The 23,706-nt window shown below is 70.6% G+C and carries 22 protein-coding genes and 2 pseudogenes; 10 read left to right on the plus strand and 14 right to left on the minus strand.

Annotation, left to right across the window (positions count from 1 at the left end; translation table 11 throughout):
* Positions 1-229: 229 nt before the first annotated feature.
* Positions 230-1,378 (minus strand): glycerophosphodiester phosphodiesterase, encoded by a 1,149-nt coding sequence (locus tag ACIBAE_RS11050; RefSeq protein WP_399283948.1) that lies wholly within the window; start codon positions 1,376-1,378, stop codon positions 230-232.
* 152 nt (positions 1,379-1,530) lie between these two features.
* Between ACIBAE_RS11050 and ACIBAE_RS11055 the strand changes: the two genes are divergently transcribed.
* Positions 1,531-2,298: a lysophospholipid acyltransferase family protein gene (locus ACIBAE_RS11055; RefSeq protein WP_399283949.1), complete on the plus strand. Its 768-nt coding sequence runs from the start codon at positions 1,531-1,533 to the stop codon at positions 2,296-2,298.
* Between the two features lie 130 nt (positions 2,299-2,428).
* Here ACIBAE_RS11055 and ACIBAE_RS11060 read toward each other — a convergent pair whose 3' ends face one another.
* Both ACIBAE_RS11060 and ACIBAE_RS11065 read right to left on the minus strand, forming a co-directional pair.
* Positions 2,429-3,970: an MFS transporter gene (locus tag ACIBAE_RS11060; RefSeq protein WP_399283951.1), complete on the minus strand. Its 1,542-nt coding sequence runs from the start codon at positions 3,968-3,970 to the stop codon at positions 2,429-2,431.
* Positions 3,967-4,515, minus strand: coding sequence for a TetR/AcrR family transcriptional regulator (locus ACIBAE_RS11065; RefSeq protein WP_399283952.1), 549 nt, complete (start codon positions 4,513-4,515; stop codon positions 3,967-3,969). The genes ACIBAE_RS11060 and ACIBAE_RS11065 overlap by 4 nt, the downstream gene beginning before the upstream one ends.
* Positions 4,516-4,596: 81 nt before the next feature.
* Between ACIBAE_RS11065 and ACIBAE_RS11070 the strand changes: the two genes are divergently transcribed.
* Entirely contained in the window at positions 4,597-5,103 is a 507-nt protein-coding gene (locus ACIBAE_RS11070; protein WP_399283954.1) for an HAD domain-containing protein, read from the plus strand.
* Between the two features lie 10 nt (positions 5,104-5,113).
* Here ACIBAE_RS11070 and argH read toward each other — a convergent pair whose 3' ends face one another.
* Both argH and ACIBAE_RS11080 read right to left on the minus strand, forming a co-directional pair.
* Positions 5,114-6,541, minus strand: a complete 1,428-nt coding sequence (argH, locus tag ACIBAE_RS11075; RefSeq protein ID WP_399283956.1) for an argininosuccinate lyase — start codon at positions 6,539-6,541, stop codon at positions 5,114-5,116.
* Positions 6,542-6,623: 82 nt separating this feature from the next.
* Positions 6,624-7,817, minus strand: coding sequence for an argininosuccinate synthase (locus ACIBAE_RS11080; RefSeq protein WP_399283957.1), 1,194 nt, complete (start codon positions 7,815-7,817; stop codon positions 6,624-6,626).
* 266 nt (positions 7,818-8,083) lie between these two features.
* Here ACIBAE_RS11080 and ACIBAE_RS11085 point away from each other — a divergent pair, with 266 nt between their 5' ends.
* Complete coding sequence (locus ACIBAE_RS11085) at positions 8,084-8,665, plus strand: pyridoxamine 5'-phosphate oxidase family protein (protein WP_399283959.1); 582 nt, start codon at positions 8,084-8,086, stop codon at positions 8,663-8,665.
* A 71-nt stretch (positions 8,666-8,736) separates the two neighbouring features.
* Entirely contained in the window at positions 8,737-9,489 is a 753-nt protein-coding gene (locus tag ACIBAE_RS11090) for a L,D-transpeptidase (protein ID WP_399283960.1), read from the plus strand.
* Between the two features lie 21 nt (positions 9,490-9,510).
* Here the strand turns inward: ACIBAE_RS11090 and ACIBAE_RS11095 are convergent, their stop codons facing one another.
* The 5 genes and pseudogenes from ACIBAE_RS11095 to argC form a co-directional block, all read right to left on the minus strand.
* Positions 9,511-10,047, minus strand: a complete 537-nt coding sequence (locus ACIBAE_RS11095; protein WP_399283961.1) for an arginine repressor — start codon at positions 10,045-10,047, stop codon at positions 9,511-9,513.
* 7 nt (positions 10,048-10,054) lie between these two features.
* Complete coding sequence (locus ACIBAE_RS11100) at positions 10,055-11,254, minus strand: acetylornithine transaminase (RefSeq protein WP_399283962.1); 1,200 nt, start codon at positions 11,252-11,254, stop codon at positions 10,055-10,057.
* A 131-nt stretch (positions 11,255-11,385) separates the two neighbouring features.
* Positions 11,386-12,273: pseudogene (gene argB / locus ACIBAE_RS11105) on the minus strand (acetylglutamate kinase); the annotation flags it as partial.
* Positions 12,270-13,451, minus strand: a complete 1,182-nt coding sequence (gene argJ / locus ACIBAE_RS11110; RefSeq protein ID WP_399283964.1) for a bifunctional glutamate N-acetyltransferase/amino-acid acetyltransferase ArgJ — start codon at positions 13,449-13,451, stop codon at positions 12,270-12,272. The gene argJ and the pseudogene argB, both read right to left, overlap by 4 nt.
* On the minus strand, positions 13,448-14,485 hold the full coding sequence (gene argC / locus ACIBAE_RS11115; protein WP_399283966.1) for an N-acetyl-gamma-glutamyl-phosphate reductase: 1,038 nt from the start codon (positions 14,483-14,485) through the stop codon (positions 13,448-13,450). Before argC ends, argJ begins: the two co-directional genes overlap by 4 nt.
* 249 nt (positions 14,486-14,734) lie before the next feature.
* Here argC and ACIBAE_RS11120 point away from each other — a divergent pair.
* Positions 14,735-14,806 (plus strand): annotated as a pseudogene (locus ACIBAE_RS11120) (ATP-binding protein); the annotation flags it as partial.
* A 409-nt stretch (positions 14,807-15,215) separates the two neighbouring features.
* On the opposite strand, the gene ACIBAE_RS11125 reads toward ACIBAE_RS11120, so the two are convergent.
* Both ACIBAE_RS11125 and ACIBAE_RS11130 read right to left on the minus strand, forming a co-directional pair.
* A complete protein-coding gene (locus tag ACIBAE_RS11125; RefSeq protein ID WP_399283968.1) occupies positions 15,216-15,785 on the minus strand; it encodes an SMI1/KNR4 family protein in 570 nt (189 codons plus the stop codon).
* A 400-nt stretch (positions 15,786-16,185) separates the two neighbouring features.
* Positions 16,186-16,497, minus strand: a complete 312-nt coding sequence (locus tag ACIBAE_RS11130; protein ID WP_399283970.1) for a hypothetical protein — start codon at positions 16,495-16,497, stop codon at positions 16,186-16,188.
* Positions 16,498-16,544: 47 nt separating this feature from the next.
* Here ACIBAE_RS11130 and ACIBAE_RS11135 point away from each other — a divergent pair, with 47 nt between their 5' ends.
* Positions 16,545-17,411: a class I SAM-dependent methyltransferase gene (locus tag ACIBAE_RS11135; RefSeq protein WP_399284266.1), complete on the plus strand. Its 867-nt coding sequence runs from the start codon at positions 16,545-16,547 to the stop codon at positions 17,409-17,411.
* 147 nt (positions 17,412-17,558) lie between these two features.
* Here ACIBAE_RS11135 and ACIBAE_RS11140 read toward each other — a convergent pair whose 3' ends face one another.
* Complete coding sequence (locus ACIBAE_RS11140; protein ID WP_399283972.1) at positions 17,559-18,137, minus strand: helix-turn-helix domain-containing protein; 579 nt, start codon at positions 18,135-18,137, stop codon at positions 17,559-17,561.
* 156 nt (positions 18,138-18,293) lie between these two features.
* On the opposite strand from ACIBAE_RS11140, the gene ACIBAE_RS11145 reads away from it, so the two are divergent.
* Positions 18,294-19,100, plus strand: a complete 807-nt coding sequence (locus ACIBAE_RS11145; RefSeq protein ID WP_399283974.1) for a class I SAM-dependent methyltransferase — start codon at positions 18,294-18,296, stop codon at positions 19,098-19,100.
* 118 nt (positions 19,101-19,218) lie between these two features.
* On the opposite strand, the gene ACIBAE_RS11150 is transcribed toward ACIBAE_RS11145, so the two are convergent.
* Positions 19,219-19,611 carry a DUF5997 family protein gene (locus ACIBAE_RS11150; RefSeq protein ID WP_399283976.1) on the minus strand — a complete coding sequence of 131 codons (393 nt, stop codon included), beginning with the start codon at positions 19,609-19,611 and terminating at the stop codon, positions 19,219-19,221.
* Positions 19,612-19,670: 59 nt separating this feature from the next.
* On the opposite strand from ACIBAE_RS11150, the gene ACIBAE_RS11155 reads away from it, so the two are divergent.
* The 3 genes from ACIBAE_RS11155 (at position 19,671) to recQ (ending at position 23,636) form a co-directional block, all read left to right on the plus strand.
* Entirely contained in the window at positions 19,671-20,432 is a 762-nt protein-coding gene (locus tag ACIBAE_RS11155) for a LysR family substrate-binding domain-containing protein (RefSeq protein WP_399283978.1), read from the plus strand.
* A gap of 772 nt (positions 20,433-21,204) precedes the next feature.
* On the plus strand, positions 21,205-21,363 hold the full coding sequence (locus ACIBAE_RS11160; protein ID WP_399283980.1) for a hypothetical protein: 159 nt from the start codon (positions 21,205-21,207) through the stop codon (positions 21,361-21,363).
* A 401-nt stretch (positions 21,364-21,764) separates the two neighbouring features.
* Positions 21,765-23,636: a DNA helicase RecQ gene (gene recQ / locus ACIBAE_RS11165; RefSeq protein ID WP_399283983.1), complete on the plus strand. Its 1,872-nt coding sequence runs from the start codon at positions 21,765-21,767 to the stop codon at positions 23,634-23,636.
* Positions 23,637-23,706 lie beyond the last annotated feature (70 nt).

Here is a 23,706-nt window from a genome sequence, read left to right on the forward strand (position 1 = left end):
GCCGGGCACGGCGCGGGAGTCGTTTCGGCGAGCGTGGCGGACGTCATGCCCGGCGGGACGTCATGGCGGTGACGGGCGGTTGCCCCCCGGGCGGGCAGTCACCCGACCGGGGGGCACGCTGTCAGCGGCTGACGTTCCGGACGGCGCGTCAGCCGGACGGCGGGTCCGCGACGGACGGTCGGCGGCCGGTCGGTCGGTCAGCCGGTCGGTCGGTCAGCCGGTCGGTCGGTCAGCGGCGGAGGAAGTCCGCGCGCGCCAGCAGCCCGGTGTCCGGGTTGTCGGTGAAGACGCCGTCGATGCCCTGCGCGAAGTAGGCCTTGAAGGCACCGAACGCGTCACCGTACGCGTTCGGGTCCGTGCCGCGCCGGAAGTCCGCGGGCAGGAAGGTGTTCTCGTTGCGCATCGTGTACGGGTGCAGGATCAGGCCCTTGGCGTGCGCGTCCCGTACCAGCGTCGTGGGCGTGCCCAGCTTGCCCGTGGCGTCCTTGGGGATGATCAGGTCGAGCGTCGGGCCGAGGCCCTGCGCGAAGGACGCGATCCACTTCAGGCCCTCGGGCCTGACCAGATCGGCCACCGTGCGCGGGTCGCCCGTGGCCTGGAAGTCCCACGGCCTGCCCGAGGCGTTCAGCAGGACGACGCGCGGCGAGGAGACCAGCTTCGCCATCCTCTGCATGCTCGTCGGCTCGAAGGACTGGAGGAAGATCGCGGAGTCCTTGCGGTCACGCCCGTACCGGCGCAGCAGCTTCGCGAGGGGCTCCTCCAGGCCGAGGCCGATCCCCCGGAAGTAGGTGGGGTGCTTGGTCTCGGTGTACAGCCAGACGCGGCGGCCCCGGCGGCGGCCCTCGTCGTCCGCCCAGCGCAGTACCTCTTCGAAGGTGGGGATCTCCCAGCGGCCGTCGTAGAGGGTGTTGCGCTGGCGGTTGCCCGGAATGCGCTCCTTGGCGCGCAGGGTCTTCAGCTCGGCGAGCGTGAAGTCCTCGGTGAACCAGCCGGTGAGACTGACGCCGTCGACCTTCTTGGTGGTCCTGCGGCCGGCGAACTCGGGGTGGTCCGCGACGTCCGTCGTGGCCGTGATGTCGTTCTCGTGACGGCACACCAGATGTCCGTCCTTGGTGGGCACCAGGTCCTGCTCGATGACGTGCGCGCCGAGGTCGAGGGCGTGCTGGTACGAGCCGAGGGTGTGCTCCGGGCGGTAGCCGCTGGCGCCGCGGTGTCCGACGATCGTGGGCACCGGCAGGTCCGGACGGACCGGTCCGTGGCCGCCGTGCCCCCGCTCCGTGGCCTGCGCCGTGGCGGGCAGCGCCACGGCCGCCGAGCCGAGCACCGCCGCTCCCAGTACGGTTCGCCGTCCGGGCGTGTGCCGCGCGGCCTGTGTCATGAACGCTCCCCTGGATGTGGTGGGTGTGGAGGTGGCGGGTGTGATGTCCGGCACCTGTCACGTCACGGCTGAGCGTAGGGATCCACGCCCTACGCAAGGGGGACCCTGGACGAACGAGGCGGAAACGAACGTCAACAGCGGGTATCCGGTACGTGAACCCGATGTGCGGCTGCCGCACACCGCGAGTAACGTGCTCACCTGCACCGTTCATCGCCCATCCTGATCGTCATACGACGCCGGAGGACCTGTTGTCCCGCTTCGCGCTCATCAAGGCAGTGCTCGGACCGATCGTGCGCCTGATGTTCCGCACACGGGTGGAGGGTGCGGAGAACATCCCGGCGAGCGGGCCGGTCATCCTCGCCGGCAACCACCTGACCTTCATCGACTCGATGATCCTCCCCCTGGTCTGTGACCGGCAGGTCGTCTTCATCGGCAAGGACTCGTACGTCACGGGCAAGGGCCTCAAGGGCCGCCTGATGGCGTGGTTCTTCACCGGCGTCGGCATGATCCCGGTGGACCGCGACGGCGCGCGTGGCGGTGTCGCGGCGCTCATGACGGGCCGTCGGGTGCTGGACGAGGGACGGATCTTCGGCATCTACCCGGAGGGCACCCGCTCCCCCGACGGCCGGCTGTACCGGGGCCGTACGGGCATCGCGCGGCTGACGCTCATGACGGGGGCTCCGGTGGTGCCCTTCGCGATGATCGGCACGGACAAGCTCCAGCCGAACGGCTCGGGCATGCCGCGCACCGGAAAGGTGACGGTGCGCTTCGGCGAGCCGATGGAGTTCTCGCGGTACGAGGGCATGGAGCGCGACCGCTATGTGCTGCGGGCGGTCACGGACTCGGTGATGACCGAGGTCATGGGGCTGTCGGGCCAGGAGTACGTGGACATGTACGCCACGAAGGCGAAGGCGGCCTGACGCCCGGCGGCGGGGACGCCGACCGGGCCCGGCCGCCCGCCCGCCGGTCTCCGGCCGGAGGGGCCTTCCGGGCGCGGTTCTTCGCTCGGACTCGCTCGGACTCGCTCGGGCAAGGAGGCCGGGGGCGGCTTCAGTGTCCGGGTCCGTCCTCAAGCTTCTGACCGCGCAGCAGGAACCAGGCCGCCACCGCCGTGGCCAGCAGGACCGCGGCGCCCACGCCCACCGCGAGGCGCAGACCCTCGACGAAGGCGTCCTGAGCCGCGCTCACCAGGGCCGCGCCGGCGTGAGCCGGGAGACCGGCGGACGCGTCCACCGCGCCGCCGAGGGATTCGTGGGCCGCCGAGGCCGTCCCCGCCGGAACGCCGGCCGGGACGGGGAAGCCCCGGTAGACGCCGGTGACGATCGAGCCCAGCAGCGCGATGCCGAGCGCCGCGCCCAGTTCGTAGGCCGTCTCCGAGACCGCCGAGGCCGAACCGGCCTGTTCCTTGGGGACGCCGGACAGGATCACGTCCGCCGTGACGGTGAAGGAGAAGCCCGCGCCGGCGCCGACGACCAGCAGCACCCCGCCGAGCAGGGGATATCCGGTGGCCTGGCCGATCCCGGTCAGCGCCGCCAGGGCCAGGCTGATCGCCGCGAGGCTGCCCGCCACCACGGAGCGTACGGAGAAGCGCCGGGCGGCCCGGCCCGCGAGCAGACCCGTCGTCACCGCGCCGACCGCCGCCGGAAGTTCGGCGAGGCCCGCTTCCAGGGGCGATCGTCCCTGTACCAGCTGCAGGAACTGCGACAGGAAGAAGACCAGCCCGGACAGGCCGAGGATGGTCAGCAGGTCGGCCAGCACCGCGCCGGAGAAACCCCGGTGGCGGAAGAGCCGCATGTCCAGCAGCGGGGTGGGGAGGGTGAGCTGGCGGCGCCGGAACCGGTACAGCGCGCCCGCGCCGGCCAGGCCCACCAAGGCCACCTGCCAGTCCGGGCCCCGTACCGCCGCCTCCTTGACCGCGTACACGACGCCGACGGTGCCGACGAGTGACAGCAGCACACTGGGCAGATCCCAGGGGCCGGGTGTCGGGTCCTTCGACTCGGGCAGCGTCCTGATGCCGACGAGCACCAGCACCACCATGACGGGGACGTTGATCAGGAAGACCGAGCCCCACCAGAAGTGCTCCAGCAGGAAGCCCCCGACGACCGGACCGACCGCCGCGCCCGCGGACGCCATCGCCCCCCAGACGCCGATGGCGAGGCTGCGTTCCCTCGGGTCGTGGAAGATGTTGCGGATCAGTGCGAGGGTGGCCGGCATCAGGGTCGCGCCCGCGGCACCGAGCAGCGCCCGTGCCACGATCATCATCTCCGGGGAGCCCGCGTAGGCGTTGAGTACGGAGATCCCGCCGAACGCCACCGCGCCCGTCAGCAGCAGTCTCTTGCGGCCGATACGGTCGCCGAGGCTGCCCATGGAGACCAGCAGGCCGGCGATGACGAAGGAGTAGATGTCGCCGATCCAGAGCAGCTGGGTGCCGGACGGCTTGAGGTCCTCGCTGAGGAACGGGGTCGCGAGACCCAGTACGGTGGCGTCGACGGCCACCAGCAGGACGGCCAGGACGAGTACGGCGAGCGCGACCCACCGCCCGGGACGGGCGTCGAGTGCGCTCCCCGCCGCCGGCCGGAGGGTGCCGGTCATGTCTCCACGCTCCGTCGTGCTCCGCCGAGCAGCAGCTCGGCGATCATGTGGGGGAAGTCCTTGGCGGCGGCCCGCCCGTCCTGGATGGTCCAGGCGCAGGCGCCGATGAGTCCGTAGAGAGCCTCGGTCAGCCACGCGGGGCTGAGGTCGATCCGGAACTCGCCCTGTTCCTGGCCGCGCCGGAAGAGCGCGGAGAAGCGGGCGTCGAGCCGGTCCCAGCCGTCGTTGACGTCGTCCTCGAAGAGCTGGTTCTCGGTGACGAGGAAGGCGAGGAGCCCGGCGGCGGGCTCGACGCCGGCGATGAGCCGGCGCAGCGCGTCGGCGGCCGGCCCCTCCTCGATCCTCGCGGCGTCGAGTGCCGCTTCGATCTCCTGGATCCCCAGCTCCTCCAACGCCTTGACGAGCGCGTTCCGCCCGGCGAAGTGCCGGTGCAGGGTCGCCCGCCCGATACCGGCGGCGCGGGCGACCTCGTCCATGGTGGCGGTCGCCTTGCGGGTGAGGAGGGCGGCGGCGGTGCGCAGCACCTGGTCACGATCGACAGTCATGGGACAAGGCTAACCCATATGAGACATGAACGTCTCATTCCCAGATACGTCAGGCACCATGAGTCAGGAGAGTGTCACCCCATGAAACCCCTGCTGCTGATCGACATCGACGGTCCGCTGAACCCGTACGAGGCTCTGGCGGGCCCCACGCCGGAGGGCTACACCAAGCACCGGACCCGCCCCTCCGGCTGGACCTGGCCCGAGCCGCTGCCCGTGCTGCTCAACCCCGGGCACGGAGCCGAGCTGCTCGCGCTCGCCGACCGGTACGACCTCGTCTGGGCCACCACCTGGAAGGACGACGCCAACGAGTGGATCGGGCCGCGTCTCGGGCTGCCGGAGCTGCCGTACATCGACTGGCCCCGGACGCGCGGAAAGGCCCCTCGCGGGACCTTCTGGAAGACGCGTTACGTCCTGGAGTACGCGGCCGGCCGGCCTTTCGCCTGGATCGACGACGAGATCACCGCGTACGACCGGGACTGGGTGGAGCAACGGCACCTCGCCGCCGCCCTGTTGCTCCGCGTCGATCCCGGGATCGGCCTGATCCGGCCGGACTTCGAGGCGCTCGCGGAGTGGGCGGCGGCGAGGTGAGGAACCCGTGTCACCGCTTGGCGGTCGCCCAGGCGTGCTGGATCACCAGATCGGCCTTGACCTCGGAGAGCTGAACGGCCACCGCCGAGGGAGCCGTACCGCCCCGGCCGTTACGGGACGCCAGCGCGCCCGGCACGTTGAGGACGGAGCGCACCTCGGGCGTGAGGTGGGCGGAGATCTTGGCGAACTGCTCGTCCGTCAGCTCGTCCAGCTCGATGCCCAGCGCCTCGCACTCCTTGACGCACTCCCCCGCGACCTCATGCGCCACCCGGAACGGCACACCCTGCCTGACCAGCCACTCCGCGATGTCCGTGGCGAGCGAGAAACCGGCCGGGGCCAGCTCCTCCATCCGCTCGCGGTGGACGGTCAGCGTCGCCATCATCCCGGTGAAGGCGGGCAGCAGGACCTCCAGCTGGTCACAGGAGTCGAAGACCGGCTCCTTGTCCTCCTGGAGATCGCGGTTGTACGCGAGGGGCAGCGCCTTCAGGGTGGCCAGCAGCCCGGTCAGATTGCCGATGAGGCGGCCCGACTTGCCACGCGCCAGCTCCGCGATGTCCGGGTTCTTCTTCTGCGGCATGATCGACGAGCCGGTGGAGAAGGCGTCGTGCAGGGTGACGAAGGAGAACTCCTTCGTGTTCCAGAGGATGACCTCCTCGGCGATCCGCGACAGGTTGACGCCGGTCATCGCGGTGATGAAGGCGAACTCCGCGACGAAGTCGCGGGAGGCCGTGCCGTCGATGGAATTCCCGACCGAGCCGCGCTCGAAGCCGAGGTCGGCGGCGACCGCCTCGGGGTCGAGCCCGAGCGACGAGCCGGCCAGCGCGCCGGAGCCGTACGGGGAGACCGCGGTGCGCTTGTCCCACTGCCGCAGCCGCTCCGCGTCCCGGGACAGCGACTGCACGTGCGCCAGCATGTGGTGGGCGAAGAGGACGGGCTGGGCGTGCTGGAGATGCGTACGGCCCGGCATCGCGACGTCCGCGTGCGTCTCCGCGAGGCCGACCAGCGCGTCCTGGAGTTCCGCGATCAGGCCGCCGATGATCCGGGCGTGGTCGCGCAGGTACATCCGGAAGAGCGTGGCGACCTGGTCGTTGCGGGACCGGCCGGCGCGCAGCTTGCCGCCGAGGTCGGCGCCGAGCCGCTCCAGCAGACCGCGCTCCAGGGCCGTGTGCACGTCCTCGTCGGCGATGGTGCCGGTGAACGAGCCGTCGGCCACATCCGCTTCGAGCTGGTCGAGACCGGCCAGCATCCGGGTCAGTTCCCCGGCGGTGAGCAGCCCGGCCTGGTGCAGCACGCGGGCGTGGGCGCGGGAGCCGGCGATGTCGTACGGGGCGAGCCGCCAGTCGAAGTGGACCGACGCGGAGAGCTTCGCGAGGGCTTCGGCGGGACCGTCGGCGAACCGGCCGCCCCAGAGCCGGACATCACCGTTGTTGCTGCTCACTGCTGCTCCTCAGAGGGGTCGGAGAACACGACCGCCTCCCCGCCGCGGAGGATCGGGGAGGCGGCTGCCGTACGGAAGGGGATCAGGCGAGGTCACGCCGGGCGGCGATCTTCGACGAGAGGCCGAAGATCTCGATGAAGCCCTGCGCCTTGGACTGGTCGAACGTGTCGCCCGAGTCGTAGGTGGCGAGGTTGAAGTCGTACAGCGACTCGTCCGACTTCCGGCCGGTGACGACGGCCCGGCCGCCGTGCAGGGTCATCCGGATGTCGCCGGTCACGTGCTGGTTGGCCTCGTTGATGAAGCCGTCCAGGGCGCGCTTGAGCGGGGAGAACCACAGGCCGTCGTAGACCATCTCGCCCCAGCGCTGCTCGACCTGCCGCTTGTACCGGGCCAGCTCGCGCTCGACGGTGACGTTCTCCAGCTCCTGGTGCGCGGTGATCAGCGCGATCGCGCCGGGGGCCTCGTACACCTCACGGGACTTGATGCCCACGAGCCGGTCCTCGACCATGTCGATCCGGCCGATGCCCTGGGCGCCGGCCCGCTCGTTGAGCTGCTGGATCGCCTGGAGGACGGTGACGGGCCTGCCGTCGATGGCGACCGGGACGCCCTCCTTGAAGGAGATGACGACCTCGTCGGCCTCGCGCTGGACGGCCGGGTTCTCGGTGTACTCGTAGATGTCCTCGATCGGCGCGTTCCAGATGTCCTCCAGGAAGCCCGTCTCGACGGCGCGTCCGAAGACGTTCTGGTCGATGGAGTACGGGGACTTCTTGGTGGTCGCGATCGGGAGGTTCTTCTCCTCGCAGAAGGCGATCGCCTTGTCCCGGGTCATCGCGTAGTCGCGGACGGGGGCGATGCACTTCAGGTCGGGACCGAGAGCGGAGATACCGGCCTCGAACCGCACCTGGTCGTTGCCCTTGCCGGTGCAGCCGTGGGCGACGATGCCGGCGCCGTGCTTGTTGGCGGCGGCGACGAGGTGCTTGACGATGGTCGGCCGGGAGAGGGCGGAGACTAGCGGGTAGCGGTCCATGTAGAGCGCGTTGGCCTTGATCGCCGGGAGGCAGTACTCCTCGGCGAACTCGTCCTTGGCGTCCGCGACCTCGGCCTCGACGGCACCGCAGGCGAGCGCGCGCTTGCGGATGACATCCAGGTCCTCGCCGCCCTGGCCGACGTCCACGGCGACGGCGATGACCTCGGCGCCCGTCTCCTCGGCGATCCAGCCGATGGCGACGGAGGTGTCCAGGCCGCCCGAGTAGGCGAGTACGACGCGCTCGGTCACGGGTATCTCCTTACGATCCATTCACTGACAGGTATAACTATGCAATGCACCGTATGTTTTGTCAAAGCCCCTGGTGGGAAGGTGCGCGGCGGTCACCACGATCGCGATGACAGCCTCAGGACCGGGTCGCGGAGTCAGGTCGGCGGGGCTGCGGGTCGGCGGGGCTGCGGGCAGGCGGGCAGGCGGGCAGGCGGGCAGGCGGGCAGGCGGGCAGCTGCCTCGAACACCACTGCCCCGGCTGCCCCCGCGCGGGGATAATCCGGGGCATGGGTAAGCGCTACGAACAGATCGACGGACGTATCCGTGCCTTCATCGAAGAGCAGCCCGTCTTCTTCACCGCCACCGCGCCACTGGCGGACGACGGCCACATCAATCTCTCGCCCAAGGGGCGGGCCGGGACCCTGGTCATCCTCGACCCGATGACCCTGGCCTATCTCGACTTCGGCGGCAGCGGCGCCGAGACCATCGCGCATCTGCGGGAGAACGGCCGCATCACCCTGATGTGGTGCGCGTTCACCGGGCCGCCGAAGGTGCTCCGGGTGCACGGGCGGGGCGAGCCGGTCTTCCGCGACGATCCGCGCTGGGCCGAGTACATCCCGTACTTCACGGACGCGGACGGCCCCTCCGCCCGCGCCATCATCCTCATCCGCGCGCAGCGCGTCAGCGACGCGTGCGGCTTCGCCGTCCCCTTCATGGAGTACCGGGAGGAGCGCACCCAGCACGCGGAGCACTTCGGGCGGAAGTCGGACGAGGAGTTCGCGGCGTACTGCGCGAAGAAGGACCATGTGGGGGTGAGCCTGGACGGGCTGCCGGCGCTGCCGTTGCCGCTCCCCCCGCGGACGGACTGAACCGGCCCGTTCGGCCCAAGGCGACCCGGCCTGAGCGGCCGTCAGCGGCCCGGCGGCGTACGGTCCGGACCATGCGCACCGCTCTCGCCCTCGCCTCCGTCCTGCTCGCCGTCACCACCGGAGCGGCGGCCTCCCCCGCTTCCCCCGCTTCCCCGGCCGCTCCGGCCGCTCCGGCCGCTCCGGCCGCTCCCCGGGAAGCACCGCTTCCCGAGCGCATGGCGGACACCGGCGGCGGCAGCCAGCTGATCACCGCCGAGGCCCCGGCCACCGGGTCGACCACCGGCCGGGTGACCTGGTGGGACCGGAAGGACGGCCGATGGGTGGCGGCCGGCTCCGCCGACGCGCGCTTCGGGGCGGGCGGCCTGGCCGAGGGCGCGACGCGCAGACAGGGCACCTCCACCACCCCGACCGGGCTGTACGACCTGCCGTACGCCTTCGGCGTCTCGCCGGCGCCCTCCGGTACGGCGTACCGCTACCGCCGGGTGACGGACGCGTCCTGGTGGTGTCAGGACAACGACGCGCGGTCCTACAACCGCTGGGTGGAGGGCCTTCCCCGGGACTGCCGGCCGGCCGACGCCGAACACCTGGCCGACTACCCGGTCCAGTACGCCCGCGCCCTGGTGATCGGCTTCAACTACGACCGGCCGGTCCACGGCCGGGGCGCCGGAATCTTCCTGCACGTCAACGGCAAGGGCGCGACCGCCGGCTGTGTCTCCGTACCGCCCGGCGCGATGAGCGCCATCCTGACCTGGGCGGACCCGCGCCGCGCCCCGCACATCGCGGTGGGCACCCCCTCGGGCGCGACGGCGATCACCCGCTACTGACGCGGACCTGCCGGGGCCGGCTCAGCGGTCGTTCTGGGCCAGCTTCAGCAAATGCTCCGCGAGGGCCTGGCCGCCCGCCGGGTCGCGGCTGATCAGCATCAGCGTGTCGTCGCCCGCGATGGTGCCGAGGACGTCGCTCAATTCGGCCTGGTCGATGGCCGAGGCGAGGAACTGGGCCGCACCCGGGGGCGTACGGAGAACGACGAGGTTGGCCGAGGCCTCGGCGGAGATCAGCAGTTCGCCGGAGAGGCGGCGCATCCGCTCCTCCTTGGCCGACTCGCCCAGCGGGGCCTGCGGGGTGCGGAAGCCGCCCTCGCTCGGGACCGCGTAGATCAGCTCGCCGCCGTGGTTGCGGATCTTGACCGCGCCGAGTTCGTCCAGGTCGCGGGAGAGCGTCGCCTGGGTGACGCTCAGCCCGTCGTCCGCGAGCAGCTTCGCCAGCTGGCTCTGGGAGCGCACCGGCTGCCGGTTGAGGATGTCCACGATCCGGCGGTGGCGGGCCGTTCTGGTCTGTGGCACGGACGGCCCGCCGTGCTCGGTTTCCTGGGCCTCGGTCATCGTCGTCTCATTCTCCGGATCGTCCGTCCTCGTAGCACGCGTCAAGGATGCCGGGCAGTGCGGAGAGCAGCGCGTCCACCGCGTCGTCGCCGATGACCAGCGGTGGCATCAGCCGTACGACGTCGGGGGCGGGCACGTTCACCAGGAGACCGGCACGCTGAGCCGCTTGTTGCACCTGAGGCGCGCGGGGCTCGGTGAGCACGATACCCAGGAGCAGTCCCGCGCCGCGGACGTGGGAGACCAGCGGATGGCCGAGCGCTTCGACGCCGCCCCGGATCCTCTCGCCCAGCCGCTTGACCTGGTCGAGGAGCCCGTCCGAGGCGAGCGTGTCGAGAACGGCCAGGCCGGCGGCGCAGGCGACCGGATTGCCGCCGAAGGTGGTGCCGTGCTGGCCGGGCCGGAGCAGGTCGGCGGCCGGGCCGAAGGCGAGGGTCGCGCCGAGCGGCAGCCCGCCGCCGAGACCCTTGGCGAGAGTGACGACATCGGGCTCGACGCCCTGGTGGGCCTGGTGCTCGAACCAGTGGCCCGTCCTGCCGATCCCTGTCTGCACCTCGTCCAGGACGAGCAGCGTGCCGGTGGCGCGGGTGATCCGCCGGGCCGCTTCGAGATAGCCCCTGGGCGGGACGACCACGCCGTTCTCGCCCTGGATCGGCTCGATGATCACGAACGCGGTCTCTTCGGTGACGGCGGCCCGCAGCGCCTCGGCGTCCCCGTACGGGACATGCGTGACGTCACCCGGCAGCGGCAGGAAGGGCTCCCGCTTCGGGGGCTGGCCGGTGAGGGCGAGCGCGCCCATGGTGCGGCCGTGGAAGCCGCCGTCGGTGGCGACCATGTGCGAGCGGCCGGTCAGCCGGCCGATCTTGAAGGCCGCTTCGTTCGCCTCGGCGCCGGAATTGCAGAAGAACACCCGGCCGGGGCGGCCGGCGAGCTGGATCAGCCGCTCGGCGAGGGCGAGGGGCGGCTCGGCGACGTACAGGTTGGAGACATGGCCGAGGGAGGCGATCTGCCGGGAGACGGCCTCGACGACGGCCGGGTGGGCGTGGCCGAGCGCGTTCACCGCGATCCCGCCGACGAAATCGGTGTACGCCGTGCCGTCCGCGTCCCAGACGGTGGCGCCGGCGCCACGGACCAGGGAGAGCCCCGGGGTGCCGTAGTTGTCCGCCATGACGCCTTGCCAGCGCTGGACGAGCTCCTCGTTGCCGGTCACTGTGCTCCCCCTTCTGACGCGGGTCCCGATGCGGGCTTCCGTACGGTGTCCGGTCCGGGCCCCGACAGGGTCTTCGACACGGCGGGCGGGTCCTGGTCCTGATCCTGTTCCTGTTCCTGGCCGGAGTACGCGGGGCCGTCCGGGACCACCATCGTGCCGATGCCCTCGTCGGTGAAGATCTCCAGCAGGATCGAGTGCGGGACGCGGCCGTCGATCACCCGGGCGGTGGTGACGCCATGGCGTACGGCGAACAGACAGCCCTCCATCTTCGGCACCATGCCGCTGGACAGCTCCGGCAGCAGCTTCTCCAGCTCGGTGGCGGTGAGCCTGCTGATCACGTCGTCGCTGTGGGGCCAGTCCTCGTACAGCCCCTCGACATCGGTGAGGACCATCAGCGTCTCGGCGCCGAGGGCGGCGGCGAGGGCGGCGGCCGCGGTGTCGGCGTTGACGTTGTAGACATGCCCGTCGTCGGCGCTGCGCGCGATGGACGAGATCACCGGGATCCGGCCGTCGCTCAGCAGCGCCTCGATGGCGCCCGTGTCGATCGCGGTGATCTCACCGACCCGGCCGATGTCGACCAGTTCGCCGTCGATCAGCGGGCGGTGCTGGGTGGCGGTCATGGTGTGCGCGTCCTCGCCGGTCATGCCGACGGCGAGCGGGCCGTGCTGGTTGAGCAGTCCGACCAGCTCACGCTGGACCTGTCCGGCCAGCACCATCCGTACGACGTCCATCGCCTCCGGCGTGGTGACCCGCAGACCGGCCCGGAACTCGCTGACCAGGCCGTGCCGGTCGAGCTGGGCGTTGATCTGGGGGCCGCCGCCGTGCACGACGACCGGCTTGAGGCCGGCCTGGCGCAGGAAGACGACGTCCTGGGCGAAAGCGGCCTTGAGGTCCTCGTCGACCATGGCGTTGCCGCCGAACTTGATGACGACGGTCCTGCCGTTGTGGCGGGTGAGCCAGGGCAGCGCCTCGATGAGAATCTGAGCCTTCGGCAGGGCGGTGTGCTTGCGGGCGGTCATGAGCTGTACGCGCTGTTCTCGTGGACGTAGTCGGCGGTGAGGTCGTTGGCCCAGATCACGGCGGTCTCGGAGCCGGCGGCCAGGTCGGCGATGATCCGGACCTCGCGGTAGCGCATGTCGACGAGATCGCGGTCCTCGCCGACGGAGCCGTTCTTGCAGACCCATACGTCGTTGATGGCGACGTTCAGCTGGTCGGGCTCGAAGGCGGCCTTCGTCGTACCGACGGCGGAGAGCACCCGGCCCCAGTTGGGATCCTCACCGTGGATGGCGCACTTGAGGAGGTTGTTACGGGCGATGGAACGGCCCACCTCGACGGCGTCGTCCTCGCTCGCGGCGTTGATCACCTCGATGCGGATGTCCTTGGAGGCGCCCTCGGCGTCCCCGATCAGCTGGCGGGCGAGGTCGGCGCAGACCGTACGGACGGCCTCGGCGAACTCGTCGTACGCGGGCGTCACGCCGGAAGCGCCGGAGGCGAGCAGCAGCACGGTGTCATTGGTGGACATGCAGCCGTCGGAGTCGACACGGTCGAAGGTCGTACGGGTGGCGGCGCGCAGCGCCGAGTCCAGTACGGGCGCTTCGACGTCGGCGTCGGTGGTGAGGACGACGAGCATGGTGGCGAGGCCGGGGGCGAGCATGCCGGCGCCCTTGGCCATGCCGCCGACGGTCCAGCCGCTCTCGCCGCTTCCGCCACCGGCGACAGCGGTCTTGTGGACGGTGTCGGTGGTCTTGATGGCGATGGCTGCCTTCTCACCGCCGTGCGCGGAGAGTTCGGCCGCGGCCTTCCCGATCCCGGGCAGGAGCTTGTCCATCGGGAGCAGCAGCCCGATCAGCCCGGTGGAGGCGACAGCGATCTCGCCGGCGCTGTGGGCGCTGTCGCCGAGTCCGCTCAGGACCTCGGCGGCCTTCTCGGCGGTGGCGTGGGTGTCCTGGAAGCCCTGCGGGCCCGTACAGGCGTTGGCGCCACCGGAGTTGAGAACGACGGCGGTGACCTCACCACCCTTCAGTACCTGCTCGGACCAGAGGACCGGCGCGGCCTTGACCCGGTTGGAGGTGAAGACACCCGCGGCGGCGCGGCGCGGACCGTTGTTGACCACCAGGGCCAGGTCCGGGTTGCCGTTCTCCTTGATCCCGGCGGCGATGCCCGCTGCCGTGAATCCCTTCGCTGCGGTGACGCTCACGGTGCCACTCCGATCGTGGAAAGTCCGGTGTCCTCGGGGAGTCCGAGGGCGATGTTCATGCTCTGTACCGCGCCGCCCGCGGTGCCCTTGGTGAGGTTGTCGATGGCGCTGATCGCGATGATCCGCCCCGCGACCCCGTCGTAGGTGACCTGGAGCTGTACGGCGTTCGAACCGTAGACGGACGCCGTGGCGGGCCACTGCCCTTCGGGCAGGAGATGGACGAACGGCTCGTCGGCGAACGCCTTCTCGTACGCGTCCCTCACCTGCTGGGCCGTCGTGCCGGGCCGGGCCTTGACGGAGCAGGTGGCGAGGATGCCGCGGGGCATCGGGGCGAGGGTGGGCGTGAAGGACACGGTGACCCGCTCGCCGGCGGCCGCGCTGAGGTTCTGGATCATCTCCGGGGTGTGCCGGTGGCCGCCGCCGACGCCGTACGGCGACATGGAGCCCATCACCTCGGACCCGAGCAGATGCGGCTTGGCCGCCTTGCCGGCCCCGGAGGTGCCGGACGCCGCGGTGATCACGGCCTCGGGCTCGGCCAGACCCGCGACGTACGCCGGGAAGAGCGCGAGCGAGACGGCCGTGGGATAGCAACCGGGCACCGCGACACGCTTGGATCCCTCCAGCGCGGCACGGGCACCCGGCAGTTCGGGGAGGCCGTAGGGCCAGGTCCCGGCGTGCGCGGAGCCGTAGAACCGCTCCCAGTCGGCCGCGTCCCGCAGCCGGAAGTCGGCGCCCATGTCGACGACGAGTACGTCGTCGCCGAGCTGCTCGGCGACGGCCGCGGACTGGCCGTGCGGCAGGGCCAGAAAAACAACGTCGTGCCCGGCCAGCGCCTCGGGGGTGGTCGCCTCCAGCACCCGGCCGGCCAGCGGCAGCAGATGCGGCTGCAGCCCGCCGAGCTTCTGGCCCGCGTTGGAATTGCCGGTGAGGGCTCCGATCTCGACGGCGGGATGCGCGAGAAGCAGCCGCAGCAGTTCCCCGCCCGCGTACCCACTCGCTCCCGCCACCGCCGCGCGTACCGCACGTGTCGCCATCGAAAACCCTCCTCGGTGATGGCATGACTATACGTACCGCTGCAGCTTTATGCAAAGCGCCGGAATGGCCGTAGCCGCCAGGCGCGTGACCGAGAATTTTAGTTGGCGGACAGAGAAGGCTAATTGGCGGATCTCGCCTTCGTAACGCTGTGTAATGATCCGACTCAAGTCACTGACAGCTGATCTTGGTGGTATCGGAGTTTCTGCTGTGCCCGCCCCCCACGGCACGCACGCCGCTAGCGTTGGGCCGTGATCGTATGGCTCAACGGCACCCACGGCGCGGGCAAGACGACAACCAGTGCACTCGTACAGCAGCTGATGAGGTTCCCCCTGTCGGCTGGACAGCTTGATACTGGGACGGATGGTCCCGGAAGAAGCAGTCACAGGTAGTGAGTAACAAGAGCAACATGAGTAAGCGGTACACGGCCGAGTTCAAGCGGGACGCGGTCGCCCCGCGCGCTCGCCGAGAAGAGCAACCTGGGTAGGCTCACGGAGACCCGCGACCCCTGCGATCGTGGCCTGCGGGACGGCTACGAGACGATCATCGTCATCGGCCGCCGCTGCGGCGAGGTTCTCGAACTCGGTTCTCACGAGTACGCAGGCGGCTGGCACGGAGGATCGATGACGGGAATCGCTCACACAACAGTGAGCGTTCTCACCGTTGCCTCTCCAGGGTGAGGACGGCTCTGGCGATGACGGTCTCCCGTTGGGGCTGACGCGGATCTTTGCTTCACGACCAGACGAGTCGCCCTTCGGCGACCTCACAGACCGGATGGTTTCGATCGGCGATCTTCGTCAGCATCTCCGCCACGGAGTCGAAATAGTGAGCCAGTGACGCGTACTCACCCGTGATCGTGATGTCACCCACGAACCACCTGCCGATACGCCCGTCCCGCACGTCGATGAACTTTCCCATCCAGCCGTCCTGGTCCGACAGGAACGGGATCCACTCATTACGCCAGAACGGATTGTCCGGCTGGTCCGGCGGGTCGAATCCACCGGGCATGGAGCGGTTCGCATAGAGCTTCTCCATCGCCCGGATGCCCAGAAAGAAGCTTCCCTCGTCAGGGAACCCGGCGAAGCCGCAACATGCCACATCGTCGTCCACATCTTCCTCAGGAAGATCCAGATTGTTCTGCAGCAGCCACGCCCGCAGATCCTGAGGGAGGGGGATACCCATCCGTTCCTCGGCGGCCGCGAGCATCTGTTCCGTGGCGGGCCCAGGCAGATCCGCGTGATCGGCCGGGGCGTGCTGTCGGAGAAGATTCATCACGCCGGACCAGCTCTCCACCACGCTCATCTCCCTCTGCCCTCTCACACGGATGCCCCACACGACTGCGCCGCCGCGGGGGTTACCGTTCGAAGCGTCGATGCCGGGCGCCGAAATCCCGAAGCGCGTGCGCAGAAAGCCCCGTTGCGGAGCGCCGACCGGAAACCCTCGCGGGGATGGTATTCCGAGCAGGCATCCTGCCGCCACCCCCACAACCACCTTGTGGCCCGAGGTGCAGGACCGGCCGCTCGGCGAGGTGACCGCCCGCCAACTCCTCACAAAAACGGCCGCTGTGCCCGACGGGCCCAGCCAGTACGTGCTCAGCGACTACGCTCGTCAGCTCACCGTGGGCATCGGCTCGGAGACCACTCCCACTCGGGAAGCCGGGACAGCAGGGTGAGGGCAACCCTGACGGCATGGAGGTGCCCCTTCAACCCGCCGGGTGCGGAGCGCGGGGCCAGCGGACGGGGTGACCGTCGGGGCCGTCGGTGAGCCAGGAGCCGTCACCCAGGGGCTCCCGTTCGTACGGGTTGGTCGCCTCGATGGCGATCCCACCGCCGACCGTACCCGTGCTCACCTCGACCAGGTGGTAGCGGAACCGCTCGTCCTCGTCCTCGCCCTCACCGCCCAGGGTGACGACGGCCGTATCCGGGGTCAGGTAGCCGCCGCACCATTCCACGAACGTCTCTTCCGGGGCATAGCCGAAGTCCTCGACGGAGAGACAGTCGAGCCGTGGAATCATCGGGCAACCGGGCAGGCACGTAACGCCGTGAAGGGGGGTGGGTGGATATGGTTTCCGGCTGGGAGTGGGACGAGACGTTGTTCTCGGGCGCGTCCGCCTACTACGGGCGCGGGAGGCTGCCTTATGCCCCGGGACTGGCGGGCGTACTCGCCAAGGTCCTCAAGCTCGACGGGCGAGGGCGTCTCCTCGACGTGGGATGTGGACCGGGCACCCTTGCCCTGGGTCTGGCGCACTTGTTCCGCGAGATCGTCGGTGTGGATCCGGACGGCGGGATGATCGCCGAAGCCCGACGCGGGGCTACGGAGGCGGGAGTGGCCCGGCGTGCGCAGTGGGTGCGGGCTCGGGCCGAGGATCTGCCCGCGGGTCTGGGCACGTTCACCGCCGCGACCTTCGGCCAGTCCTTCCACTGGATGAACCGCGACCTGGTGGCGGCGACCATCAAGGGCATGCTCCGGCCCGGCGGGGCGCTGGTGCACATCTCGGACCTGAAGACGGAGCACCGGCCCGTGGACGGTCTTTCTTATCCGGCGGTGCCCTACGCCGGGATGGACGAGCTGGTCAGGCACCATCTGGGACCGGTCCGACGCGCCGGCCGGGGGGTGCTGCCGCACGGAACGCCGGGCGATGAGGCAGCGGTGCTCACCCGGGCGGGATTCTCCGGCCCCCAGCGCCATGTCGTTCCCGGCGGGCAGGCGCTGGAACGCACGGATGACGATGTCGTCGCGTGGGCGTTCTCGATGTCGTCCTCGGCTCCCCACCTGTTCGGCACACGCCGCGACGACTTCGAGGCGGACCTGCGTCGACTGCTGAGGGAAGCGTCCCCGTCGGGCCGCTTCTCCGAACGACAGCCGAGCACCGAAGTCTTCGTCTGGTGGAAAGCCGCCGCTGAGATGGCCTCTCCGTCGGCTACGTGACCTCTTCCGTCAACAGCCACCTCGGGTGAAGCACCGCCCGTTCGACACATTCGTGGGGTACAGGCCGACCGGTGATCTGTCGGCCCGGCCGGCGGCGTCGGAGTGGGACGGTCATCGGCACGTCCGTGCAACGAACGTTGGCGGGCGTCATGACAGTTTCCGGAGATGGGTGTGCTGTCCGTCGTGGTCGAAGATGCCCAGGATCTCCGCCGGGCCGCCGTGAGCCCCGAAGGCGTGGGGAATCATGGTGGAGAACTCCGCCGCCTGGCCGGCCTCGACCATGATGGTCCGCTCCCCCAGCAGCAGCACAACGGTCCCCGAGAGGACGATGAACCAGTCCTTGCCGGGATGGACCTTCAGCTCGTCGGCGCCGCGCCGGGGCGCCGGCTTGGTGACACGCATCTTGGCGACGGTCACACCGTTCGGCCCCGGCTCCCGGCTCAGCATCCAGGTGGTCATCCCCCGGGCCGCGTCGCGCTGCGGCCTGATCACCACGTCGTCGTCGGCGACGGACTCCACCAACTGGTCGAGAGTGGTCCCGAGGGCCCGAGCGATCGAGCTCAGCTGGTCGAGGCTGATCCGCCGGTGGCCGGTCTCGATACGGCTCAGGGTGGAAGGACTCAGGTAACACCGGGCGGCAAGGTCGTCGAGTGACCAGCCCAGGGCCGTACGCAGCCCTCTGATCCGCTTGCGGACCAGACCGTCGAGATCGCCGTCTTGCGTCATACGCAAGATCCTATGTCAGTGGCGCAAGGCGCATTTAGGGTGACCGTCATGGAAACCGATCACCACCACCACGCGGGGCACGAACATCACCGCCCTGAGAACCGCCCTGAGAACCGCCCTGCGGACCACACTTCGGCCTCCGCCGGCGAGGCGTCCATGGCCGAACTCCTGGACCTCGACGCCGAGGTCATGGAGGCGTACCTGTCGGGGGTGGGCGCCTGGATCGACGAGCTGGCCGCCGATCAGCCGCCTCGCCGGATCCTCGACCTGGGCAGCGGCACCGGTACCGGCACCTTCACTCTGCTCCGGCGCTTCGAACGGGCCGACGCGATCGCCCTGGACGTATCCGCATCGATGCTGCGCCATCTCCGGAACCGAGCACGTGTTCTCGGGTTGGCCGACCGGGTCCGGACCGTCCAGGCGGACCTGGACGACGCGGCGTGGCCGGCCGTCGACGCCGTTGATCTGGTCTGGGCGTCCTCGTCCCTGCACCACATGGCCGACCCCGATCGTGTCCTCACCGAGGTCTTCGCCACGCTCCGCCCCGGCGGCCTCCTGGTGGTGGCCGAGATGGAGTCCTTCCCGCGTTTTCTCCCCGACGACCTCGGCCTCGGCCGCCCCGGACTCGAAGCGCGCTGCCATGCCGCCCTGAACGGCGCCCGGGACACCGCGCTGCCGCATCTCGGTTCCGACTGGGGCTCGCGCCTGTCCCGGGCAGGTTTCACCATCGAGGCCGAGCGCCCCTTCGCCATCAACCTGACACCGCCGCTTCCAGCCTCCGCCGGCCGTTACGCCGAGGCGACTCTGCGGCGCATCCGTCTCCATCTCGACGGCAGGATGAGCGCGGACGACCTGGCCACGCTGGACGCGCTGATCGACAGCGACGGGACCGGCAGTGTCCTGCGGCGCGACGACCTCACGGTCCGCACCGCGCGGACCGTATGGGCGGCCAGGCGGCCGTGAACAGCGGCTCGTGAGGCGAGGACGAGGCCCTTGTGGCGCGTAAGACGGCGAGGCGCGTACTCAGCCTGAACCCGGCCTCGTCACGGCATGTCGTCGGGGCCGGAGATCAGGAACGGGACTACTGGGCCTGATCGGCTCGCGCCGCGTTCCTCTCCTTGATACGCACCGCTTCTTTCCGGACCTCGGCCTGGGTGGCGCGTTCCTGCCGCAGCCACGCGGGCTGGTCGCTCTTCAGCGCGTCGATCTCTTCCGTGGTGAGGGCGTCCGTGACACCGCCACGCGCGAGACCGGCGATGGAGACGCCCAGCTTCGCCGCGACCACCGGCCGGGGGTGCGGGCCGTTGCGCCGCAGTTCCAGCAGCCACTCGGGCGGATCGGCCTGCAGCGCACTCAGCTCACTGCGCGAGACGACACCCTCCTGGAACTCGGTGGGGGTGGCCTGGAGGTACACACCCAGCTTCTTCGCCGCGGTCGCGGGCTTCATCGTCTGGGTGGTCTGGTGCGACGTCATGGTGTCAAGAGTAGCGAGCGTGTGCGATCCCTCTGACCACGACCGGTAACCTGGGCCGGGTGACAGGCTCGAAAGTACCCCCTTCGTTCCGGCTCGCATATGTCCCGGGGGTGACGCCCACCAAGTGGGTGCGCATCTGGAACGAGCGGCGGCGCGAGGTCCCACTGACCCTCATCGCGGTGTCCGCCACCGAAGCGTCCGACGTGCTGCGGGACCGCGGCGCCGACGCGGGTTTCGTACGGTTGCCGATCGACCGGACCGACCTCAGCGCGATCCCCCTCTACACCGAGTCGACCGTGGTCGTGATCCCGAAGGACCACGTCATGGCGGCGGTCGACGAGGTGTCCGCCGAGGATCTCGCCGAGGACATCGTGCTGCATCCCCTCGACGACACCCTCGTCTGGGAACGCCGCCCGGGACGGCCCGCGATCGAGCGTCCCGCCACGACGGCGGACGCCATCGAACTGGTGGCGGCGGGAGTGGGTCTGCTCGTCGTCCCGCAGTCGCTCGCCCGCCTGCATCACCGCAAGGACCTCACCTACCGGCCGGTCCCGGACGCCCCCGAGTCGCGCATCGCGCTGTCGTGGCCGGAGGACGAAACCACCGACCTGGTGGAGGACTTCATCGGCATCGTCCGCGGGCGGACCGTCAACAGTTCCCGGGGTCGCACCCCGACCCCGGCGCAGCCGAAGCGCAAGCGCACCGAGACCGCCGACGCACGGCGGAAGCCCGCGGCCGGCAAGTCGGCCGGCCGGAACCCCCGGAGCGGTTCCGGTGGCCCCAAGGGTGGCAAGCGCGGCAAACCCGGCCGACGGTCGTAGCCCCGACCGCATACTTCTGCGGGCTCCGGGCGGCACCGGGGACAAGGCGGGCAACCGCCCCGCACCCTGACCCGGCGACGACCAGCTGACTCGGCGACGACGGGAGAGCCCGCCGCCGCCCCTCGCGTCTCCTCGTGGTACCGGTCGCGGCGGCCGGGGTCGTGACCTTGGGCGCCGGCGTGGCATCCGGACGATGAACCGGGGCGGCCGTCTCCCGGTGTTCACCGTGAGGACACCTGCCTGCGGCCGGGCGGCTCGCGCTCGGCGAAGCGGACGTGTCGCACCTCCGGGGACGATAGCGGCGGTCGGCGTCCCGGCCACGGGGAGACGGCTCCGCGTCTGGTAGATCTACGGTCGGCCGGGGTTCCCGCAGCGGGTCCTGGCAGGTCGCATGAGAGAGCGGCCCTGGGGAGGGACCCGCTCGAACGGGGAGGGAACCCATGGAGACGCGGAGTGCTGCCGCGCCACGGGCGAGATCGTGTCCCGACTGCGCCGAGGACGTACCGGTGGAGAGCGGCTTCGTCCCCTGGTGCGACGAGTGCGGCTGGAACATCGATCCCGGTGCGCCCGAGGAGAGAACCGGACGTTTGGACATGCTGCGCCGTCGCCTGGCGCGGCACCATGGGGAGCAGTTGCTGGCGGAGCCGGCTCAGGGGACCGTGGTCCGCCCCCACCGTGACGCGGCCGGTGTCCTCGCGTACGCGCTGGCACTGGCCGTGCATCTTTTCACGGCCGGCCTGTTCATCGCCGGACCTCGGCGGTCGTCGAACTCATGGACCTGCTTCTCGTCGCCGACAGCATCGCCGACGAGCTGCGCCGGGAGTCGATCGCGGCGCACACGGGCATCGGCGGCCGGCGTCCCGGCGGCGCCGCGGAGGGGCTCTGGGAGCGGCTCGCCGCGCACGTCGGGGCCGTACCGGAACGGGAGTAGGAGCGGCGGCGCCGGGCCGGCGCGCTGCGCGGGCACAGCGTCGACAGGACGCACCCACCGACGCACCCACCGACGCATCTGCGGCGCCGGCGCGTCGCGGAGGGCGAGCCGTGTCCGGCGCGCGTGCCGCTCGACGACGGCGTGACGGCGGCCATCGCCGGGGAGCTGTCCGGTGCCCGGTCCCGCGTGGCGCGGCAGGTCATCCGGGGCTACGCGGTCTGACCGGCGGGCTGGACACGCTGCGCACGACCGGCGGGAACGACCGGTGGCGGGAGGCCGGCGGAACGGGCCGGCCGGACCGGTCGGCGGCGGGAGGCCCGGCCTGCCGCCGCCCCGGCCTCCCGCCGTCCGTCATCCGGATCGTCCGGACGGGTGCGCCGGGAGCCTCGTAGAATCGGCGGATGAGCGCTCCCGATTCCGACCTCCTTGCAGGCTCCGCCCTCGGTCCTGAGACCGGCGACGCACTGGACGTGCTGCGCCGCGTCTTCGGATACGACTCCTTCCGGGGGAGCCAGCAGGAGATCATCGACCACGTGGTCGGCGGCGGCGACGCCCTGGTGCTCATGCCGACCGGTGGCGGCAAGTCGCTGTGCTACCAGATCCCGTCGCTGGTGCGGAAGGGCGTCGGCGTCGTCGTCTCGCCGCTGATCGCGCTCATGCAGGACCAGGTGGACGCGCTGCGGGCGCTCGGGGTGCGCGCCGGGTTCCTCAACTCCACGCAGGATCTGGACGAACGGCGGCTCGTCGAGGCCGAATTCCTCGCCGGTGAGCTGGATCTGCTCTATCTGGCGCCGGAGCGGCTGCGCGTCGAGTCGACCGTACGGCTCCTGGAGCGCGGCACGATCTCGCTGTTCGCGATCGACGAGGCGCACTGCGTGGCGTCGTGGGGGCACGACTTCCGGCCGGACTACCTGGCCCTGTCCGCGCTGCACGAACGCTGGCCCGATGTGCCGCGTATCGCGCTGACCGCGACCGCCACCGAAGCCACCCACGCGGAGATCGCGTCCCGGCTCAAGCTGCAGGACGCCCGGCACTTCGTCGCGAGCTTCGACCGGCCCAACATCCAGTACCGCATCGCGCCGAAGAACGACCCCAAGCGGCAGCTCCTGCAGCTGCTGCGCGCCGAGCACCCGGGGGACGCGGGGATCGTCTACTGCCTCTCCCGGGCATCCGTGGAGAAGACCGCCGAGTTCCTCGTCAAGAACGGGGTCGACGCCCTTCCGTACCACGCGGGTCTCGACGCCCGTACGCGAGCCGAGAACCAGTCGCGCTTCCTGCGGGAGGACGGGATGGTCATGGTCGCGACGATCGCGTTCGGGATGGGCATCGACAAGCCGGACGTGCGGTTCGTGGCCCATCTCGACCTGCCGAAGTCCGTCGAGGGGTACTACCAGGAGACCGGACGTGCCGGGCGGGACGGGCTGCCGTCCACGGCCTGGCTGGCGTACGGGCTCCAGGACGTGGTCCAGCAGCGGAAGATGATCGAGACCTCGGAGGGCGACGAGGCGCACCGGCGGCGGCTGAGCGCGCATGTCGACGCGATGCTCGCGCTGTGCGAGACGGTCGAGTGCCGTCGTGTCCAGCTGCTGGCGTACTTCGGCCAGAAGAGCACCGCGTGCGGCAACTGCGACACCTGCCTCACGCCCGCCGAATCCTGGGACGGTACGGTCCCCGCGCAGAAGCTGCTGTCGACGGTGGTCAGGCTGAAGCGCGAGCGCAACCAGAAGTTCGGCGCGGGCCAGATCACCGACATCCTGCTCGGCAGGAAGACGGCGAAGGTCATCCAGTTCGATCATGACGCGCTCAGTGTGTTCGGTATCGGTTCGGAGCTGAGCGAGGCGGAGTGGCGGAGCGTGGCGCGGCAGCTGCTGGCTCAGGGGCTGATCGCCGTCGAGGGCGACTACGGGACGCTGGTCCTGACCGACGACAGCGGCGAGGTACTGGGCGGGCGGCGTCCCGTCGTGCTGCGCCGCGAGCCCGAGAAGGCGGCCCGGCCGGCGCGTGCGGAGAAGACGTCCAAGCAGCGGTCGGCGCCGGTGGATCTGCCGGAGGAGGCGCTGCCGGTGTTCGAGTCGCTGCGCGCCTGGCGGGGCGCCACGGCGAAGGAGCAGGGCGTGCCCGCGTATGTCATCTTCCACGACGCGACCCTGCGCGCGATCGCGGTCCTGGCTCCGTCGACCCTGGCGGAGCTGGGCACGGTGACCGGGGTCGGCGAGAACAAGCTGGACAAGTACGGGGAGCAGATCCTGGAGACACTCGGCACGGCCGCCTGAGCCGCGGCCACGGCCGATCGCGACGTGACCGATGCGCCGTGTGGCCGCTGCCGTCGGTCGAGGTCCGGTG

This window comes from Streptomyces sp. NPDC051569 (assembly GCF_044454085.1).
Lineage (GTDB): Bacteria > Actinomycetota > Actinomycetes > Streptomycetales > Streptomycetaceae > Streptomyces.

What these genes read in the sequence shown, in the direction of transcription:
- ACIBAE_RS11130 (WP_399283970.1), bottom strand. Translation starts at nt 16,497, where the DNA reads ATGATTCCACGGCTCGACTGTCTCTCCGTCGAGGACTTCGGCTATGCC.
- ACIBAE_RS11090 (WP_399283960.1), top strand. Translation starts at nt 8,737, where the DNA reads ATGCGCACCGCTCTCGCCCTCGCCTCCGTCCTGCTCGCCGTCACCACC.
- argC (WP_399283966.1), bottom strand. Translation starts at nt 14,485, where the DNA reads ATGGCGACACGTGCGGTACGCGCGGCGGTGGCGGGAGCGAGTGGGTAC.
- ACIBAE_RS11070 (WP_399283954.1), top strand. Translation starts at nt 4,597, where the DNA reads ATGAAACCCCTGCTGCTGATCGACATCGACGGTCCGCTGAACCCGTAC.
- ACIBAE_RS11065 (WP_399283952.1), bottom strand. Translation starts at nt 4,515, where the DNA reads ATGACTGTCGATCGTGACCAGGTGCTGCGCACCGCCGCCGCCCTCCTC.
- ACIBAE_RS11160 (WP_399283980.1), top strand. Translation starts at nt 21,205, where the DNA reads ATGGACCTGCTTCTCGTCGCCGACAGCATCGCCGACGAGCTGCGCCGG.
- ACIBAE_RS11060 (WP_399283951.1), bottom strand. Translation starts at nt 3,970, where the DNA reads ATGACCGGCACCCTCCGGCCGGCGGCGGGGAGCGCACTCGACGCCCGT.
- ACIBAE_RS11140 (WP_399283972.1), bottom strand. Translation starts at nt 18,137, where the DNA reads ATGACGCAAGACGGCGATCTCGACGGTCTGGTCCGCAAGCGGATCAGA.
- ACIBAE_RS11095 (WP_399283961.1), bottom strand. Translation starts at nt 10,047, where the DNA reads ATGACCGAGGCCCAGGAAACCGAGCACGGCGGGCCGTCCGTGCCACAG.
- recQ (WP_399283983.1), top strand. Translation starts at nt 21,765, where the DNA reads ATGAGCGCTCCCGATTCCGACCTCCTTGCAGGCTCCGCCCTCGGTCCT.
- ACIBAE_RS11150 (WP_399283976.1), bottom strand. Translation starts at nt 19,611, where the DNA reads ATGACGTCGCACCAGACCACCCAGACGATGAAGCCCGCGACCGCGGCG.
- ACIBAE_RS11135 (WP_399284266.1), top strand. Translation starts at nt 16,545, where the DNA reads ATGGTTTCCGGCTGGGAGTGGGACGAGACGTTGTTCTCGGGCGCGTCC.
- ACIBAE_RS11125 (WP_399283968.1), bottom strand. Translation starts at nt 15,785, where the DNA reads ATGAGCGTGGTGGAGAGCTGGTCCGGCGTGATGAATCTTCTCCGACAG.
- ACIBAE_RS11085 (WP_399283959.1), top strand. Translation starts at nt 8,084, where the DNA reads ATGGGTAAGCGCTACGAACAGATCGACGGACGTATCCGTGCCTTCATC.
- ACIBAE_RS11050 (WP_399283948.1), bottom strand. Translation starts at nt 1,378, where the DNA reads ATGACACAGGCCGCGCGGCACACGCCCGGACGGCGAACCGTACTGGGA.
- ACIBAE_RS11145 (WP_399283974.1), top strand. Translation starts at nt 18,294, where the DNA reads ATGGCCGAACTCCTGGACCTCGACGCCGAGGTCATGGAGGCGTACCTG.